We start from the raw sequence: 16165 nt of genomic DNA, 5'->3' as shown, positions 1-16165 counted from the left end.
TGCGAAGCCGCCGACGGTGTGCCCACCACCGGTGACGAGACCCGCGCACTGCGCTGGGCCACCCGCGAAGAGGTCACCGAGCTTGCCGACGAGGCCTACGCGATCCGCGTGCTCGACGCACTCGACGCTACGACCCCGCCGGCCGTCCGCGCCCACGACGGCGTGAAACTCGTCTAGCCCGAACCCGCTGCACATGGCGGCCTACCAGCATGAAGGAACTTGTATGCACGAGTATACGAGTACGACCCGGGTGTGGGGGCTAAGTTGCCCAGGATTCCCGGAAGAAGTGAGCCGGGCCCGCCGCTGGACCCGGGACATCCTGCGCGACTCCCCTCTGGCGGACGACGCCGAGCTGATCGTGAGCGAGCTGAGCGCAAACGCGATCCTTCACACGGCGGGCGGACGGGAGCACGGCAGCTTCCACCTGGCCGTCGCGGTCTCCGCTCAAGTGGTCGCCGTCTCGGTAACGGACGACGGCGGCACGGCCACGGCTCCGAAGGTCGAGCACCAGGACCAGGACGCCGAACACGGCCGGGGACTGGGCATGGTCAGCGCGATCGCCCATCGAGTGGTCGTCCACAGCAGCGACCAGGGCTACACGGTCACCGCGGAGCTGTACGCGGACCATCGACTGGGAGGCCACCCATGCTGAAGCCGCCTCAGTGGGGCTACTGGTGCGAGTGCTGGACCGAGGACCTGACCGAGCAGCGGGGGTCGGCACTGCTGGCATCGTTCGACGCCTACTCGGCACCCCAGGCCGACCGTTGGGTAGCGGTCGCGCTCCGCACGATCTCACCGGCCCTGGACGCGGACGCCTCAGACGAAGCGTGGGAGTGGCTGTACGAGGGCCGCATCGAGACCCGCCGAGCCCTGTTGCGCGCCGAGCCGTGCACGGTGTCAGTGACCCACGGCAAGACCCGCATCACCTGGACGATCCGACCCGTGCTCTTCCTGCCACTCGCGCACCGCCAGGCAGCCGAACTTCCCGCATGTGCGTACGACTTCAAGCCCCGCCCGACAGACTGAGTTACAACTTTCCCTACTGGTTCAAGGCGGCCCGCTTCGCGCGCCGCGCGCGGCACGGCCCCCGGCCGGGCCTGCGCTCCTGCCTCCGTCCCGCTCCAGCCCGGCCGGTGTCCGTGCCGCGGACCCAGCAGCGAGCCGAAGATCACGCTTCGTGTGCCGCAGGAGAGGCCCCCACGGTCAGAACGATGCCTCCGGCGGGGGATCGGCCGGCACCGGGATGGAGGGGGCGCCGTCGCCGACTGCGGGTCCGTTGTGGCGTGCGTGGGGAGCTCCCATCCCGTACGCCGTCGACCCAGGCAGAGCCGAGCCGACGCGGCCCCTGGCGTCCAGGTCGTTCGTACAGTGGCGCGCTCCACCTGGACGCCAGGAACCACGCCCGCTCCACGGTGTGTGGGTCGACGGCGTACGGGATGGGAGCTGGGGAGGTTGATGGGTGGAGGTCTTCGGCAGTGACAGAATCGAACTGACATGCGATGATGACCTAGGTTTCAAAAATGGCGCCTCGGATGAGGTATGGTTTTTGAAACCAAGGTTGTCTGGAGGGGCTGTGCAGAACCTGGATCCTGAGTGGTACGAAGAGCGGCTGACGCAGCTCGACTTCTCGGTTGATCTCTTCTACGGCGCGCTTGACCTGGCCGCCGCAGATGTCCGTACTTGCACTGATTTTGATGCGCCGGCCATGCGTGGCTTCATGTTCTGGAGCCGCACCAACCGGTACATCGCTGAAGGTCTCGACCCGGAAGGCTGGCAGCGCACCTCCAGGGATAGCATCCTCCGGATGATCCACCCCAGCATGAGTCACGCTGTGACGGCTATCAGCGCCAAGGGGGGCGTGGGGGACCTCAACGCCAAGGTTCGGTCTAAGAACCCGAAGGGTGCAGCAATGGCCCGCATGGTTGAGAAGAACGGGCAGTTCGCTCTTCTCAGCCACGACGAGGTTCTCTACGGTCGCGAACTCGACCAGATCCCGACCTGGTGCCTGCTGTACGAGTGGGACAAGGGAGTGATCTCTGCCGAGCTGTCCCTGCCGATCAAGATGAACGGGAAATTCGTCGATGAGTGGCAGGAGCGCATCCCGCTGCGGTTGCCCGACCTGGGTGACCCCGGCGCGGACATCGCGCTTCTGGACGACCCGGGCGATGGCAGCGGCCCGGAAGTTGTCGTGGAGCTGCTGGGGGGCTAAACGGTATGTAGGAGTGCGGACGTGGGAGCTGAGGAAAGTGTTCACCCCAGAACGACTGGTCGTTGCCCGCAAACGACGGCGAATGACTCTAGCAGAGTTGGCTCAACGGTCTGGAGTATCGGCGCAGAGCATCACTGCGTTTGAGAATCACCGTAAGGTGCCCTCACCGGAGACGATTTCCTCTCTTGCGTCCGCACTCAATTATCCTGTCAGCTTCTTTGGGGCACCCTCGCCGGCACAGTTGCAGCTGGACGCCGTTAGCTTCCGTGCCCCTTCAAAGATGACTGCCGCAGAACGTGATAGCGCCCTGAGTTCGGGAACAGTAGCCGTTGCTCTGAATGAGTGGATGGAGGGCTTGTTCAAGCTTCCATCCGTTAACGTGCCAACATACCCGCACTTGACGCCCGAGGCTGCAGCAGAGCAGGTCCGTGCCGCATGGGGACTCGGAGAAGCACCGGTACCAAACGCCCTACATTTGATTGAATCAAATGGGGTCCGCGTATTCTCGCTGCCATCCGACTGCCTCGACATCGACGCCTTTTCTACCATCAAATACGGCACGCCGTACGTTTTCTTGAACACGCGGAAGACAGGCGAGCGGGGGCGATTCGATGTCGCCCACGAGCTCGGCCACCTTGTGTTGCACTGTGAGCACCGCATCCCCCACGGCCGCGACTCGGAGGGCGAAGCGAATGACTTCGCGTCGGCCTTCCTTATGCCCCGTGCGGGCGTCGTTGCGCAACGGCTACACAATGCGTCTATCGACCGGATACTGAGCGCGAAGCGCAAGTGGGGAGTGTCGGCCATGGCACTCACCTACAGGTTGCGCAAATTGGGCCTACTTTCTGAATGGCGCTACAACCAAACCGTAAAGGAACTGGCGCGTCGAGGGTATCGCCGTGCAGAACCTGATTCCTCACTGGTTCGCGAGAGCAGCCAACTATTGGTGAAGGTATTTGGCGCCCTCCGGAAGCCGCTAAATATGACGTTCTCGGAGCTTGCAGAGGAGCTCAATATCTATCCTGACGAGCTAAACGAGTACGTCTTCGGGTTGGCACCTATCGGAATCCAGAGCGGTGGAGAACCATCAGCACCGGCACGACCGAAGCTGAAACTCGTTAGCGGGGGGTAGCGAATAGGGATGGGCGACACAACCGCAAACCATCCAGTAGTTATCACTGTCTGTTGAATCATGAGATCGAGGCCGAGGGGGACATACGTGTTCGGTAGTCAACGGAGCTTGAATAGCTTCAAGGTCGGAGACAAAGTGACAGTCTCACTGCCGAGCGACAGGCCCATATACCACCAGGGCTCACACGGGACCGTTGTCTCGATAGGCACCAAGCGGGTGCACGTAAGGATGGACGTAGCCGCGTTCGAGGGGCACGACGGGGAGGTTGCGAACTTCCTCCCTGGTGACCTAGAGCCGGGACACGTCGGGACGCCCCGTAGCTCAGACCGTATGAAAGAAGCCGTCAACGCCATGCAACTTGGCGTCGCATCGGACGTCGTGTCGGTGGCGTTGGAGGCCGGCGTCATCACGGCCGACCAAGGAGACCAGATCAAGGCCGCGTGGGCTAACCACTTGCGGAGCTGAACAACGACGGCCGGATGCGCCGTTCATGAGCCTCTAGCGGGGCTCCTGGAGCTACGAATTAATCAGACTGGCCCGTGCGCTACCCGTGCCCGATCGTGCGGTTAACCGCAGGGATTCACGGGCAAGGCCGGTAGCCCGATGTGAGAACGGCCCCTGACCAGATGCCAAGGTCAGGGGCCGTTCTCTGTTGAGCCGGCGGAGGCGGTGGGGTTCGAACCCACGACGACGTTGCCACCGCAACGGCTTTCGAGACTGTCCTGATCGGATGTCCCCGCGGCTAGCCGTCCGCGTACGGGGCGATATGGTGGGAGAAGCGGAGGGGCGCCGCTTGAGCGACACCCCTCCCTGTTTGGACTTCAAGAGGTCACTTCTTGCCGGAACGCCTCTTCGGAGTCTCTACCACCGTGGTACGCGGGTGAGCTTTCGCATAGCTCTTGGTCACGTACCGGCCGGTTACGGCGCTCCGGGCCTTACTCCCGGAGCTGCCACCGCTTCCCTTCTTGGCCATCATTCACCTCCTTCACATCAGGCCCATGACGGTCAACTCCGATTGTATGAGGGGCCACTGACAACAGCGGGTCGGAAACGGGCAGCACAGACAGCTAAGTTGACTCGTAGGGTCCAGGCGACCAAGCCGAGCAACAGGAGATCACCCGCCCCGGTGTGCCAGAACCGTGCCAGGTCAGGCGGGAAACCACGGGGAATAGCGGTGACCCGGCCGCCAGTCAGCCAAGATCGGTGGCCGCTTCGCCGCAGGTCAGCCCAGTAATCGGCCGTAAAAGACCCAAGCTTCCCAAGCTGAGGGCTCTGCCCCGTCACGGGTCGGCCGCCCCGGCTCGCTCTGGTCGTCGACAGACCCGACAGCGCGGCTGAAGCCAGTGGGGTGCAGCGAGGCACACACGTGCCTGACTGGTCGGCGCACCCGCCGTCGTGGCTGGCTGTCGTTGGCTGGGGCACAGACAGGCTTGTATCGATTAGATCAAGCCAATACGGGGCGCTACGTTACCTCTCGGTACATGACATGGGAGTCATCCTGGTCCCCCCAATGCGACCTCACGGCGCAGTCGCCGTAACCTGGCGTGCTTATCCCGCTGCGCGACACTTCCGAGAGTAATCGGGCCAAGTCGGTGTCGTGGCCGATCCTCGCTAGCCTCCTGCCCGTAGATGGAGGAGCCCACCCGGCCGCGCATGCTGGCAGGCCGAGCGGCAGGTGGGCGACTGAACCCGGAGGCTCAGCCATGAGTTTGTCCCTTGTAGAGCACTGCGTGTCAAACCCAGGACGACATCTGTGCGTAGTCACGATCCTCGTATTGGTCCTGCTCGTGTCGCCGACCTGCGCAAGGATGGTGGGCGCTTACGCAGACGCTAGGGCCTTCCTCGCACTGTTCCTCGCGGTCAGCGGTACAGCAACGAAGTACAGCAACGCCAGCAACCGCCCATGATTGACAGCCACTCCCCGGGGCCGATCGGTGGCCTCTATGACCCTCGCTGACCGATCTCTCTAGAGCTACGGATCAGAAGGTTGCAGGTTCGAATCCTGCCGAGTGCACATCGACTAGAGGCCCTGTGGAGTGATCCACGGGGCCTCTGGCTTTTGCGTTGAAGGCAGTGTTTGACGGCAACCGCCTCAGAGGGCGGGAGCGGGGACGATCAGACGGTACGGGAAGCCGGCCGCGCCGTCGTCATCGTCCGGCCCGCTGCCGTCACCCCTCAGAGCGCCGCCGACGCGAATGCGGATCGCAGTAGCTCTAGCGGCCCTGCTTGATCAGCGCGCAGCACCGCCAGGGCGGACAGCCAGACCAGGAAACAACCCGACCGCTCCGAGCACCAGGACCAGGCCGATGCCCACCAAGCACGGCCCTGCCACCCAACCGCCCTCTGCTCCAAGCCGCAGAACGGCCAGCACCGGCACGACCAAGCCCCCGACGTCGGAACGTTGTCCAGGCTGAGGGGTGGTCCGGTCTTTGTTTGGTTGGTCTTCGCCGTCGCAGGGACGCCGGCGCTTCTGGCTCAGCTCAGGGCCTTGCCGACTTCGTAGATCGTGGGCCTGTCTTCGGGAGTGTGGCTGAGCATGGCCTCGATCAGCTCGCCCAGTTCTCCAGGCGCCTTGACGGGCCGACGCTTGCCATCTGCCACGGCCTTACGCTGCACAGGGCACGGTGCGTCGTCCGGGTACTCGACCGCCCGCCAGCCCGTGGCGGAGATGAGCAGTGACGCGCCCATAGCGTAGATGTCGGCTGCCTGCCTGGGCTCAGCTTCTCCGGTCGCGAGCACACTGCGCGCGATCTCCGGCGCTTCGTAGTGGACGAGGCAGCCGCGGAACGGGAAGTCATACCCCTCGGGCACGTGGCCGCCCCGCGCCAAGGCCAGGTCGAGGAGGTGCGTGCGATCCGAGCCGATGATGAAGTGCGCGGGCTGGACGTCGCCGTGGGCCCAGCCCTGGGCGCGCACTTCCAGCTTTCTCTACTGGTTCAGGCGGCTCGCTCCGCTCACCGCGGGGGGGGGGGGGCGCCGGGGGGGGGGGGGGGGGGGCCCCCCCCCACCCCCCCCCCCCCCCCCCCCCCCCCCCCCCCGCTCCTGTCTCCGCCCCGCTCCGACCCGGCCGACGCCCGCGCTGCGCAGTCGGCCGCATGACGTCAGATAAGGGGTACGTCGTGGGTGGGACAGCTGACTCCACGGTTTGGGCAGTCACTTTGGCCCGATCCTCGACGATCACGGCCCAACGTCGTGCTTTACCGGCAGGTTCACCACCTGCTCGACGCGTCGCAAGCTTACGGGCCTATGATTAAAAGTTGCGAGAAATGTGCGAGAGAAAGTCGTCAGTCTCCATCTCGTGCGTTGATGCGCCAACTCTCACGAAGAATCTGTTGTCGTACGAGATGGGTTTGCCAAGTGATCGTGGCTTCATGATCCAAAGCACTTTTCCGTCACAGACGAGCGGACTGAAACTGTGTACGAGGTCGGCCGAGAAATTGGAATCTACTGGTGCAGACTTAATTTTCGATTGCCATTTGAGCCACCAGGAGTCGATGTCGTGACCCAAATGTGCGATCTGCTCTTCGGTGCCCACTACATGCTGCCCGTGAATCTCAACCGGAGTCACTCCGAAGAGTTCTTTTGCTCGGCGAGCCGCCGATGGCTTGTCTGCAACTCCAATGAGAATTAGGCCGGTTGCATCGCGACTCCAGTTCGCCATGCCTACTGCAGTCTGCATTATTTCGTCAAAAAGATCAACATTCTCAGCGGGCGGGTTCGAAAGTACACAGAATCCTTGCTTAAGCTCGACGAGAGGATCTTCGTTAACCGGGCCCTGCAAGTAGCTTTCGATCAACAGGCGTGCATTGAGCTTCTTGGCGACGCTTTTCGGTTCAGGCTTGAAGAAAGCTTTTTTAATGCGACGCTTGACTTGCGGGTAGAGCTTGGCCTTCTCGTCCTTGCCCCATGCGCTTCCGCCGGTTGGAATGGCGAGTTCCCGTCCCCAGAAGTTGTTCAAGACGTTGCGAATTGCCTCCATCGACAGAGGCTGCATCTCGTCGATAAAGGTAAGTTCGTAGAGGGCGGAGAAAATCGCCTGAAACTGCCGCCGTGTTCCCTTTTCGTAGGTCTCCAGGTGGACCATATGGCGGCCGAGGGGGCCATGGTCCCGCATAGCTTCATCCAGCATTTCGACCACTGACACGATGCGCTGCTGTAGATTCTCAACGCCAACTGCCGTAATGGCCGCGTTGACTTGGTCCGCAGAAGCTGACTTGATTCTCCGTGGCAAGCCGTATGCCACGTCTCGATTCTGCCACCCGCTCGTAGGCCAAGGAGTGAGCACAGCGTCGAGGACCAAGTCCAGGACCATTTCCTCGTCACCGGATGAGCGAATGTCGTCTGCCCCAATAATATCATGTCGTGTCCAGAAAATGCGGTCGAGGTCTAGGCCGTAATCGAGATCCTTTCGCGAAATGGAAAGTTTTTCCATTTCGCTGAGCGTCAAAGCCTCGGCGAAAGTTCCGTCACCTCGAATGGTGGCGCTAGTGCGTCGCACTACATCCGACAGTGGCCCCATTACACCTGCCTGTCGAATCTCGTGCAGACTCAAGCGCCTTCCACCGCTATTGATTCGGCGGAACACCTCGTCAATCGACGAGGTTGCCGCATCTCGATAAGTAGAGACGGGGATTTGATAATTGGCGATCTCCAAGGATGTTTCGCGCAACATTACGGGTTTCTTTTGAGTAAGCTCTCCTGAGTGAAGCTTAGCCAAGGTGTCGCCTGTTGTCGCCAAATCGAAATATTGTCCTTTGTAGGGGTACTTATTCTCCATGAATGAGAAGAATGCTTCGAGGCGCTGAAGACCGTCGATTAGCTCGAAAATTTCCGCCCCTCCTTTCCTTCTCTGTGCGAGAAGGATTAGCGGGATCGGCAGCTTGTTGACGGCGGAGTCGATGAGCTTCTCCTTCTCATCGCGTGTCCAGACGAGCTTTCGCTGATAGCGGCGATCGACGAGAAGCTTATTTCTGTAGTATTGATTGTAGAGCTGGTGGAGGTTCTGTCCTTGGACGGATAGCTCTGAAGTCTGCATGTGTGTCACCGTAGTTGACGTGGTTGCGGTTAGTCCCGCGTTTTACGGAAGTGATCAAGGTGAAAACGCGTCAGTGCGTGCCTGCGCACCGAGCAACACCCCCAGAGAACTCCAGCTCCCCAAGCTGAGGGCCCCGGCGCCGTGTTCACGCATCGGTTGTCGCGGCTTCCTCTGGCCGATGACATCAGCAGCGTGGCAGATCCGGGTGGGGGGCGGCGAGACATACGCGCGCCTGAGTGATCTGCGCACCCGCCGTCGTGGCTGACCTTCATCGGCTGCGGTTCGGACATGGGCCCGCCGAACGCCGGTGCACGCGATCAGCCTGCTGCCGCCTTCGGTGGGAGCAGCATGAACGTCCACGTGCCATCGGCGGCCTGCTCTGCCCCAGGCGGACTGGGTGCTGATGCCGGCCGAGCAGATCCACGGTGTGTGCGAGGTTCGTGGTCTCGATGCCCTGGCTGCTTGTGTGCCGCAGTCGACGTCCATAGACAAGGGCGAGCGCCTCAGCGGACGTGGTCCCATCCCAGACCACGTGGGAACCGCCACAGCGGAACGCAGCTAGAGCGGCCACGGACGCCTCGTCGTCGCCAACCAGCAGTTGTTCGAGTAGCTTCCGTTCCGCGCCGCCGCCCCCACCAGGACCCTGCTGTACCGAAGCCGGATACAGCAACCACAGCAACCGGCCCCGTCCCGTACCGTCCCCGTGCGGCCGAGGGGCGACTGTATGACTGCCGTGACCGACTGCTGTAGAGCTAAGGATCAGAAGGTTGCAGGTTCGAATCCTGCCGAGTGCACATCGACTAGAGGCCCTGTGGAGTGATCCACGGGGCCTCTGGCTTTTGGTTCGGGGCATGGGAATCGGCCGGGCGGGGCTGAGTACTCCTACTCATGTGTCCGCCTCGCCCGCGCGAGCAAGGTGGCGGGTATGAACTTACCCGTCGCTCCTCCGGCCTTCGATGCGACCACCGGCCCGCGACAGCGCTTCCGTGCCGACCGGGGCGCCGACATCGGGGCAGGGTGCGGGCTGGTGTTCCTGGAGCTGATCGCCTTGGCGGTGATCTTCGGTCTCTGGTTCCTGTCCGGGTTCAACCTCGATCCCGGCAAGACCGTCACGACCGACTCGCTGTGGAACTATCTGGCCGCCGCCGGAGGGGTCGGAGTCGTCGCCATCGCGGCGACCGCGATCGCCGCGCGGGCCGGCGCCGTCGTCACGGTCGTCACCCAGTCCCTCATGGCCGCTCTGATCTGCGTCATCGCCTTCGGCGGGGCCATGGCGCAGTCACACCAGGACCGGCTCTGCCATGACATCCCGTCAGCCACGGGCTGCGGGAGCGGTGACTAGACGGCCACGAGGACACCGTTCACGCGACGGGCCTTACCGTCGCGCGGGCGGGTGCGGGTCCCAGCCGGCCGCGAACGACCACGTCACGCCGGGGTCCGACAGGAAGCGCAGCGAACCGCTGGACCGGTTCACGGGCAGCTGGATCTCGTTCATCGCGGGCAGGACCTTGTCCTTTTCGCACCGCAGCATGAAGGAGACGCCGGTGGACGGCACCTGGACGGTGAGTCGGCCCGGTCCCTGGCAGTCGACCGCGATCGCCAGGGTCCTGCCTGCCTGGTCCCGCCCGGAATCGGATAGACGGCGTCGCCCTTGACCGCGGTGCCGCTGGCCAGGACCGTGATGCCGTCCGCGTCGGTGATCGGGACCTCGTGGACGGAGGCGCCGCTGGAGGCGGGACCCGCATCAGCCGGCGACGACGCGGTGCCTCGGGGGGAGGGTCGTGCCGAAGTGGTGCCGTGGGAGCCGCAGCCGGTCGCTCCCGGAGCTGCGACTGCCAGGCGGGCGGATCTGGGGGTGATCACCATCGAGGTTCGGCTCCCTGTGTTGTTGTGCGCCGTCGTGAAAGGGGTCGGCGGTGCGCGATGGTCCGGTTGCGCTGGGTCGCTTCCCCGGTGGGGACGGCATGCGCGGCCGGCCGGTTGCCGGGGCATGCCGGGAGGCTGTGCTCTTCGTGGAACGGGCGGTTCAGGCGAGGGCGCGGGTGGCCTTGGGTGCGCGTGCCAGCGTCAACAGGTAGGCGCAGCCCGCCAGGAGGCAGCCGGCCGCGGTGGTCGCCAGGAGGGGCGGGGCGCGCCGGGGGTGGAGGAAGAGGCCCACCGAGAAGCTCAGGAACAGGGAGGCGTTCAGGAGCCAGTTGAAGGCGGCCCACGCGTGGGGCTGGCCCTCGGCCGGGACGCCCGACCAGATGACGCGGGTGAGGAGCAGATTGAAGACGCCGTTCCCGATACCGCCCAGCGCGAAGGTGACCGCGGCGGACCAGAAGGGGAGGCCGAGGCTGGGCAGGCCGATCGCGAGGGCCACCAGCACGTTGGACAGGGGCAGGAGCGCGCGGATCCCGGTGAAGCGGCGCGGGGTCACCGCCGCCGCGATCATGGATGCCACGGCCCAGCAGGCCAGCACCACGCCGAGCCCGTGGGCGTCGTAACCCGGCGTCCGGGCCAGCATGAAGGGGCCCGACACGCCTTCCAGGCCGGTGGTGATCAGCATGACGGTCACACAGAGGAGGCCGAGGACGCCGAACGCGCCGGGTGCGATCAGTCGGCCGAATCCCGCGGTGGCGCTACGGCGCCCCGGCGTACCGTCCTGCGGGACCCGCGGTGACCAGGCCACGGCCAGCACCAGCAGGAAGGTGAGGGCGTTCAGCGCGAAGGCCGACTCCGTGCCGGACACGGAGACCACCACACCGGCCAGCACCATGCCCGCGGCACCGGCCCCCGCCTTCGAGACGCTCCACCACTTGGCCAGGTCGGCCTGCCGCCCGTCGCTGAGGGCGTGCAGCAGGGAGCGGGAGAACGGCATCGTCAGGGCCTCGCAGGACGCGGCGACGAGGATGCAGGCCAGGATGGCGATCCGGTGGTCGGCCACGGTGGCGGCGACGGCGAATGCCACCACCTGTCCGCTCAGCCCGGCCCGCCACGCGATCCGCGAGCGGATCCAGCCGCGTGAGCTGACGAGCGGGGTCAGCGCCAGGACCGGGACGGTCTGGGCGGCCAGTACGGCGGCGAGGAATGTCGTCGAACCCGCCCGCACCGCGATCAGGGCGTACGCCACCTGCACCAGCCGGTCCCCGAATTCCGAGGCCGCCAGGGCGAGGAGAAGCCCACCGAGCCCGGCCGGCCGACCGGCGGAACGACCTGACGACACTCGTGCCTCCCACGCTCGCGAAAGCCGACACCCGGAGAGATGACAGGGGAGGCTAACCCCCGCACCGACGGCGACGCCCGTTCTTTTCACCGGGCCACCGGCCCGAACCGGCCACCACGCCGGCGGCTCGATGTACGAGCAGAACGAGGTCCCGTCGGAGTGGCCGGCAGGGCGGGAGCAGGATGCGATCGACGTCAACGACTTCGTGTTCGCGGCCACTGGGGCGCGGATCCGGAGGCTCACGCTGCCCAATGGGGAGCACTGGTTCCCGGCGGTGGATGTGGGGGTGCATCTCGGCTACGCCAACACCAGGCAGGCTGTGCAATGGCATGTTGCACCGGATTGCGAGCAGACCCTCGGCAATCTTGTACGAACCGTCTACGGGAGTGAGGGTTCAAGCAACATTGCAGGTCACGGGCTCAAGAAGTCGATGCGTATGGTGAATCTCCGCGGCCTCATCCAGCTCGTCAACGGATGCTCCAAGCCCGGGTGCGCCCCCTTCAAACACTGGGTGAGCGAGGTCATCGAAACCGTCCAGCTGAACGGCTCCTACACCCTCGACCCCGCCCCCGACGGCCGCACCGCCTACCTCCTGCCCCAGCAGGTCGCCGACGTGATCGTCCGTCTGGAGGAGCGCAGCATCCGGGCGGACGAGGCGCTGGCGGTCGCGCAGGTCGAGCGGATCGAAGAGATGCGCCGCACCAACGACCTGCTCGGGCGGATCGCCGACTCGCTCGATCTCGTTGCCGGCCGGCTTCGGCCGACCGTCGGTGCCGGGCCGGAGGCGATGACGCCCCAGCGGCTGCTGGCCACCTGGCGGGCAGGGAATCTCGTCGTCACCGACGATGTGCACGCCGTCGCCGCTTATCTCGCCCCGGCGCTGGTGCGCGGCCCCGTGGACTGTCGGCTGGAGGACGTCGCGGAGCGTACGGGGCTCACCGTCGCGCGGGTGCACGACTGTCTGCGCATGCTGATCAAGCGGGGCTGTGTCCGGCAGGCGGGGGTGAGCGGGGGCGGGGCGCCGGTGTACGTGCTGCCGTGACCGAGGCCCGGCGGAAGCACCGGACGGCACGACAGGGCCCGAAGTCGCGAAGCGAAGTCGCGGCTTCGGGCCTTCGCACACCGTATCCCGTTCCCGCCGCCCCACAGCACTGTCAGACCCACCCTCTACCCTCACGAGTGATGGCACAGATGTGGAGATGTTCCGGGCTCCGCTGGACCGGCGAGGGACCCGTGCTCGCCTGGGAGGGCGGGCGGAGCAACGCGCTGGCGTGGGGGAAGCGGGTCGGGTTCGCCGTAGAGGAGGCCGGAGGGGAAGAGACGGAGGGCGGCGCGCGCCGTTGTGTGGGGGCGCGGGGGCACACCTGTCCGGTGCGGGCGACCGTGCCGGGGCGGAGCACGGGCGCCCGCTGCGAGCAGTGCGCGCGGCTCGACCGGGCGCACTCCGTGGCCGCCGACACGATCGCCGCCGACCCCCGGCCGTACCGGGTGTACCTCGCCTGGTTCGGACCCGGCATGGTCAAGGCCGGCATCACCGCCGTCGAGCGCGGCCCGGCGCGGTTGCTGGAGCAGGGGGCGGTCTGCTTCAGCTGGCTCGGCACCGGGCCCCTGATGGCGGCCCGGCGCACCGAGGAGATGCTGCGGGCCGCGCTGAGGGTCCCGGACCGGATCGCGTACGCCGAGAAGCGGGCGGTGCGGGCGCGGCTGCCGCGGACGGCGGGGGAGCGGGCGGCCGAGGTGCGGGAGCTGCACCGGCGGGCCGTCGCGCTCGCCCAGTGGCCAAAGTCCCTGCGGGCCGAGCCCTGCGAAGTGACCGATCATGTGCGGGCCTTCGGGCTCGACGGCGTACCGGCCGCCTTCGGCGAGGTCACCGAGCTCGTCCCCGGTGGTGCCATCAGCGGGGAGCTGGTCGCCGCCGCCGGGCCCGACCTTCATCTGGCGGTGCGCGGACGCGGGGTCGTCGTGCTCGACACCCGGCTGATACGGGGCTGGGGGCTGACGCCCGCAACGCGCGGGGGCGATGAACTCACCCTGCCGGTGCGCGAGTTCGTCCGGGAGCAGGACGGGCTGTTCTGAGGGGCCACCCAGGCGTTGTCTGAGTGGTGGCTGTGTGTTTCTCAGGAAAAACCAAGACTGGTGCAACACTCCTCTCAGAGGGCCCCGACAGTGTGGCCGCCATGACCACGACCTCGCCCCAGGGGCGCACCGAACTGCTGAGGCCGGACGGGAGCCCCGTCCGCGTGCTGGTGGTCGACGACGAGACGTCGATCACCGAACTGCTGAGCATGGCCCTTCGCTACGAGGGCTGGCAGATCAGAAGCGCGACGGACGGTCAGGGAGCCCTCCAGACGGCCCGCGAGTTCCGGCCCGACGCCGTCGTCCTCGACATGATGCTGCCGGACATGGACGGGCTGGCCGTCCTCGGCCGGCTGCGCCGTGAACTGCCGGACGTGCCCGTGCTGTTCCTGACCGCCAAGGACGCGGTGGAGGACCGGATCGCGGGGCTCACCGCCGGCGGCGACGACTATGTGACCAAGCCGTTCAGCCTGGAGGAGGTCGTCGCCCGGCTGCGCGGGCTGATCCGCAGGTCCGGCGCGGCCGACCGGCGCTCCGAGTCCGTGCTCGTGGTCGGCGACCTCACCCTGGACGAGGACAGCCACGAGGTGACGCGGGGCGGTGACAACATCCACCTCACCGCCACCGAGTTCGAGCTGCTGCGCTTCCTGATGCGCAACCCGCGGCGCGTGCTCAGCAAGGCGCAGATCCTGGACCGCGTCTGGTCGTACGACTTCGGCGGCCAGGCCAATGTGGTCGAGCTGTACATCTCGTACCTGCGCCGGAAGATCGACGCCGGCCGCGAGCCCATGATCCACACCCGGCGCGGCGCCGGTTACCTGATCAAGCCCGCCGTGTGATGAGCGGACCTGGCCGGCCCGGGCCCGCCCCCCGGCCGACTCCGGTACGACGGTCCACGGGGCGGCCGTCCCGCACCCCCCGCTCCCCCCGCACCCTGCGCACCCGCCTCGTCGTCGCCTCCGTCGTCCTGATCGCCGTCGTCTGCGCGGTGATCGGCACCGTGACCACGCTGGCCCTGCGCTCCCATCTGTACACCCAGCTGGACGGCCGGCTGGGCGAGGTCGGCAAGCGGGCCTCCGGTGCCTTCGCCCCGCCGGGGCAGGGCGGGGGGCCCGGCGGACCCGGCGCCGGACAGGCGCCCACCGGCATCAAGCTGGACCAGTTCGTCGCCCTGGGCCCGCAGCCGCCGTACACGGTCGTCGCCGTGGCGGCCGGCGGCACCGCGACCGAGGGCAAGGTGGGCCGCAAGTCGAAGTCGGCGCCGTACACCAGCGCCCACGATCTCGACGCCGCCCAGCTCGCGGCCCTCGGCACCGTGCGCCGGGACCGCCATGCGCACACCCTCGACCTGCCCGGCCTCGGCAGCTACCGCGCCGAGTACGCCACCGGGCCCAACGGCTCCTTCTACGTGGCCATTCCGACCGACGACACCGACGGCATCATCAACACCCTGATCCTGGTGGAGGTCTGTGTGACCGCCGCCGGGCTGCTCGCCGCCTGCCTCGCCGGGACCGTCATCGTGGGTGTGGCCACCCGCCCGCTGCGCAGGGTCGCCGCCACCGCCACCCGCGTCTCCGAACTGCCGCTGCACAGCGGCGAGGTGAACCTCAGCGAACGCGTCCCGGACGCCGAGTGCGATCCGCACACCGAGGTCGGACAGGTCGGCGCCGCGCTGAACCGGATGCTCGACCATGTGCACGGCGCGCTTCAGGCCCGGCAGCAGAGCGAGACGCGGGTACGGCAGTTCGTCGCCGACGCCAGCCATGAACTGCGCACCCCCCTCTCCTCCATCCGCGGCTACGCCGAACTGACCCGGCGCGGTCACGAGCAGGTCGGCCCCGACACCCGGCACGCCCTCGGCCGGATCGAGTCCGAGGCCGGGCGGATGACCCTGCTGGTGGAGGACCTGCTGCTGCTCGCCCGCCTGGACGCGGGCCGGCCGCTGGAGTTCGGGCGGACCGATCTGGTCCCGCTCGTCGTGGACACCGTCAGCGACGCCCGCGCGGCCGGCCGGGACCATACCTGGCGGCTCGCCCTGCCCGACGAGCCCGCGCCGGTCCGCGCGGACTCCCCCCGGCTCCAGCAGGTCCTGGTCAACCTGCTGGCCAACGCCCAGCGCCACACCCCGCCCGGTACGACCGTCACCGCGCGGGTGCGCCGGCAGGGGCCGTGGGTGTGCGTGGACGTCGAGGACGACGGGCCGGGAATTCCGGCCGCTCTGCTGCCGCACGTCTTCGAACGGTTCGCCCGCGGGGACTCGGCCCGGTCGCGGGCCACCGGTTCCACCGGGCTCGGGCTGGCCATCGTGCAGGCCGTCGCGGCGGCGCACGACGGCGCGGTGAGCGTGGAGAGCGCACCCGGCCGGACCGTGTTCACCCTGCGCCTGCCCGCGCTCGACACCCGGTCCGTCGACTCCAACTCCCTTGTATACAAAGGAAGTTCGCACTCACAGCCGTACCACAGCGCCACCACACCGGTGCGACAGGACGGCTGACGAGAGTCGGTTCC

13 protein-coding genes and 3 pseudogenes are annotated in these 16165 nt (G+C 66.6%); 12 read left to right on the top strand and 4 right to left on the bottom strand.

The window, feature by feature from the left end; all coding sequences use genetic code 11:
• The 7 genes and pseudogenes from AC069R_RS30435 to AC069R_RS30405 form a co-directional block, all read left to right on the top strand.
• Positions 1-177: pseudogene (locus tag AC069R_RS30435) on the top strand (NUDIX hydrolase); the annotation flags it as partial.
• A gap of 46 nt (positions 178-223) precedes the next feature.
• On the top strand, positions 224-652 hold the full coding sequence (locus AC069R_RS30430) for an ATP-binding protein (protein WP_478769947.1): 429 nt from the start codon (positions 224-226) through the stop codon (positions 650-652).
• A complete protein-coding gene (locus AC069R_RS30425) occupies positions 646-1026 on the top strand; it encodes a hypothetical protein (protein WP_478769946.1) in 381 nt (126 codons plus the stop codon). Before AC069R_RS30430 ends, AC069R_RS30425 begins: the two co-directional genes overlap by 7 nt.
• A gap of 433 nt (positions 1027-1459) precedes the next feature.
• Positions 1460-2209, top strand: coding sequence for a hypothetical protein (locus tag AC069R_RS30420; protein ID WP_478769945.1), 750 nt, complete (start codon positions 1460-1462; stop codon positions 2207-2209).
• Positions 2166-2414 (top strand): annotated as a pseudogene (locus AC069R_RS30415) (helix-turn-helix domain-containing protein); the annotation flags it as partial. The gene AC069R_RS30420 and the pseudogene AC069R_RS30415, both read left to right, overlap by 44 nt.
• A 75-nt stretch (positions 2415-2489) precedes the next feature.
• Positions 2490-3341, top strand: a complete 852-nt coding sequence (locus AC069R_RS30410; RefSeq protein WP_240967745.1) for an ImmA/IrrE family metallo-endopeptidase — start codon at positions 2490-2492, stop codon at positions 3339-3341.
• Between the two features lie 330 nt (positions 3342-3671).
• The gene (locus AC069R_RS30405; protein ID WP_267881537.1) at positions 3672-3806 is read left to right on the top strand and encodes a hypothetical protein; all 135 of its coding nucleotides are present in this window, start codon (positions 3672-3674) and stop codon (positions 3804-3806) included.
• A 2010-nt stretch (positions 3807-5816) separates the two neighbouring features.
• Here the strand turns inward: AC069R_RS30405 and AC069R_RS30400 are convergent.
• Positions 5817-6260, bottom strand: a pseudogene (locus tag AC069R_RS30400) (protein kinase family protein); the annotation flags it as partial.
• A gap of 331 nt (positions 6261-6591) precedes the next feature.
• A complete protein-coding gene (locus AC069R_RS30395) occupies positions 6592-8376 on the bottom strand; it encodes a GmrSD restriction endonuclease domain-containing protein (RefSeq protein WP_478769944.1) in 1785 nt (594 codons plus the stop codon).
• A gap of 925 nt (positions 8377-9301) precedes the next feature.
• Between AC069R_RS30395 and AC069R_RS30390 the strand changes: the two genes are divergently transcribed.
• Positions 9302-9718 (top strand): DUF6234 family protein, encoded by a 417-nt coding sequence (locus AC069R_RS30390; protein WP_478769943.1) that lies wholly within the window; start codon positions 9302-9304, stop codon positions 9716-9718.
• Positions 9719-9751: 33 nt separating this feature from the next.
• On the opposite strand, the gene AC069R_RS30385 is transcribed toward AC069R_RS30390, so the two are convergent.
• On the bottom strand, positions 9752-9931 hold the full coding sequence (locus AC069R_RS30385; protein ID WP_478769942.1) for a hypothetical protein: 180 nt from the start codon (positions 9929-9931) through the stop codon (positions 9752-9754).
• A gap of 471 nt (positions 9932-10402) precedes the next feature.
• Entirely contained in the window at positions 10403-11581 is a 1179-nt protein-coding gene (locus AC069R_RS30380) for an MFS transporter (protein ID WP_478769941.1), read from the bottom strand.
• A 130-nt stretch (positions 11582-11711) separates the two neighbouring features.
• On the opposite strand from AC069R_RS30380, the gene AC069R_RS30375 reads away from it, so the two are divergent.
• The 4 genes from AC069R_RS30375 (at position 11712) to AC069R_RS30360 (ending at position 16151) form a co-directional block, all read left to right on the top strand.
• Positions 11712-12623: a BRO-N domain-containing protein gene (locus tag AC069R_RS30375; protein WP_478769940.1), complete on the top strand. Its 912-nt coding sequence runs from the start codon at positions 11712-11714 to the stop codon at positions 12621-12623.
• A 140-nt stretch (positions 12624-12763) separates the two neighbouring features.
• Positions 12764-13657 carry a DUF2797 domain-containing protein gene (locus AC069R_RS30370; protein WP_478769939.1) on the top strand — a complete coding sequence of 298 codons (894 nt, stop codon included), beginning with the start codon at positions 12764-12766 and terminating at the stop codon, positions 13655-13657.
• Positions 13658-13758: 101 nt separating this feature from the next.
• Complete coding sequence (locus AC069R_RS30365; protein ID WP_397985146.1) at positions 13759-14496, top strand: response regulator transcription factor; 738 nt, start codon at positions 13759-13761, stop codon at positions 14494-14496.
• Positions 14496-16151: an ATP-binding protein gene (locus AC069R_RS30360; RefSeq protein ID WP_478769938.1), complete on the top strand. Its 1656-nt coding sequence runs from the start codon at positions 14496-14498 to the stop codon at positions 16149-16151. The genes AC069R_RS30365 and AC069R_RS30360 overlap by 1 nt, the downstream gene beginning before the upstream one ends.
• Positions 16152-16165 lie beyond the last annotated feature (14 nt).

The sequence above is a fragment of the Streptomyces sp. NPDC043952 genome, assembly GCF_056435325.1.
The sequence above is the reverse complement of the archived record's forward strand: the minus strand, read 5'-3'. Positions and strand labels throughout refer to the sequence as shown.

Coding starts and splice junctions, on each gene's coding strand:
- AC069R_RS30430 (WP_478769947.1), top strand. CDS start 224: ATGCACGAGTATACGAGTACGACCCGGGTGTGGGGGCTAAGTTGCCCA.
- AC069R_RS30425 (WP_478769946.1), top strand. CDS start 646: ATGCTGAAGCCGCCTCAGTGGGGCTACTGGTGCGAGTGCTGGACCGAG.
- AC069R_RS30410 (WP_240967745.1), top strand. CDS start 2,490: ATGACTGCCGCAGAACGTGATAGCGCCCTGAGTTCGGGAACAGTAGCC.
- AC069R_RS30405 (WP_267881537.1), top strand. CDS start 3,672: ATGAAAGAAGCCGTCAACGCCATGCAACTTGGCGTCGCATCGGACGTC.
- AC069R_RS30395 (WP_478769944.1), bottom strand. CDS start 8,376: ATGCAGACTTCAGAGCTATCCGTCCAAGGACAGAACCTCCACCAGCTC.
- AC069R_RS30390 (WP_478769943.1), top strand. CDS start 9,302: ATGAACTTACCCGTCGCTCCTCCGGCCTTCGATGCGACCACCGGCCCG.
- AC069R_RS30375 (WP_478769940.1), top strand. CDS start 11,712: ATGTACGAGCAGAACGAGGTCCCGTCGGAGTGGCCGGCAGGGCGGGAG.
- AC069R_RS30370 (WP_478769939.1), top strand. CDS start 12,764: ATGGCACAGATGTGGAGATGTTCCGGGCTCCGCTGGACCGGCGAGGGA.
- AC069R_RS30365 (WP_397985146.1), top strand. CDS start 13,759: ATGACCACGACCTCGCCCCAGGGGCGCACCGAACTGCTGAGGCCGGAC.
- AC069R_RS30360 (WP_478769938.1), top strand. CDS start 14,496: ATGAGCGGACCTGGCCGGCCCGGGCCCGCCCCCCGGCCGACTCCGGTA.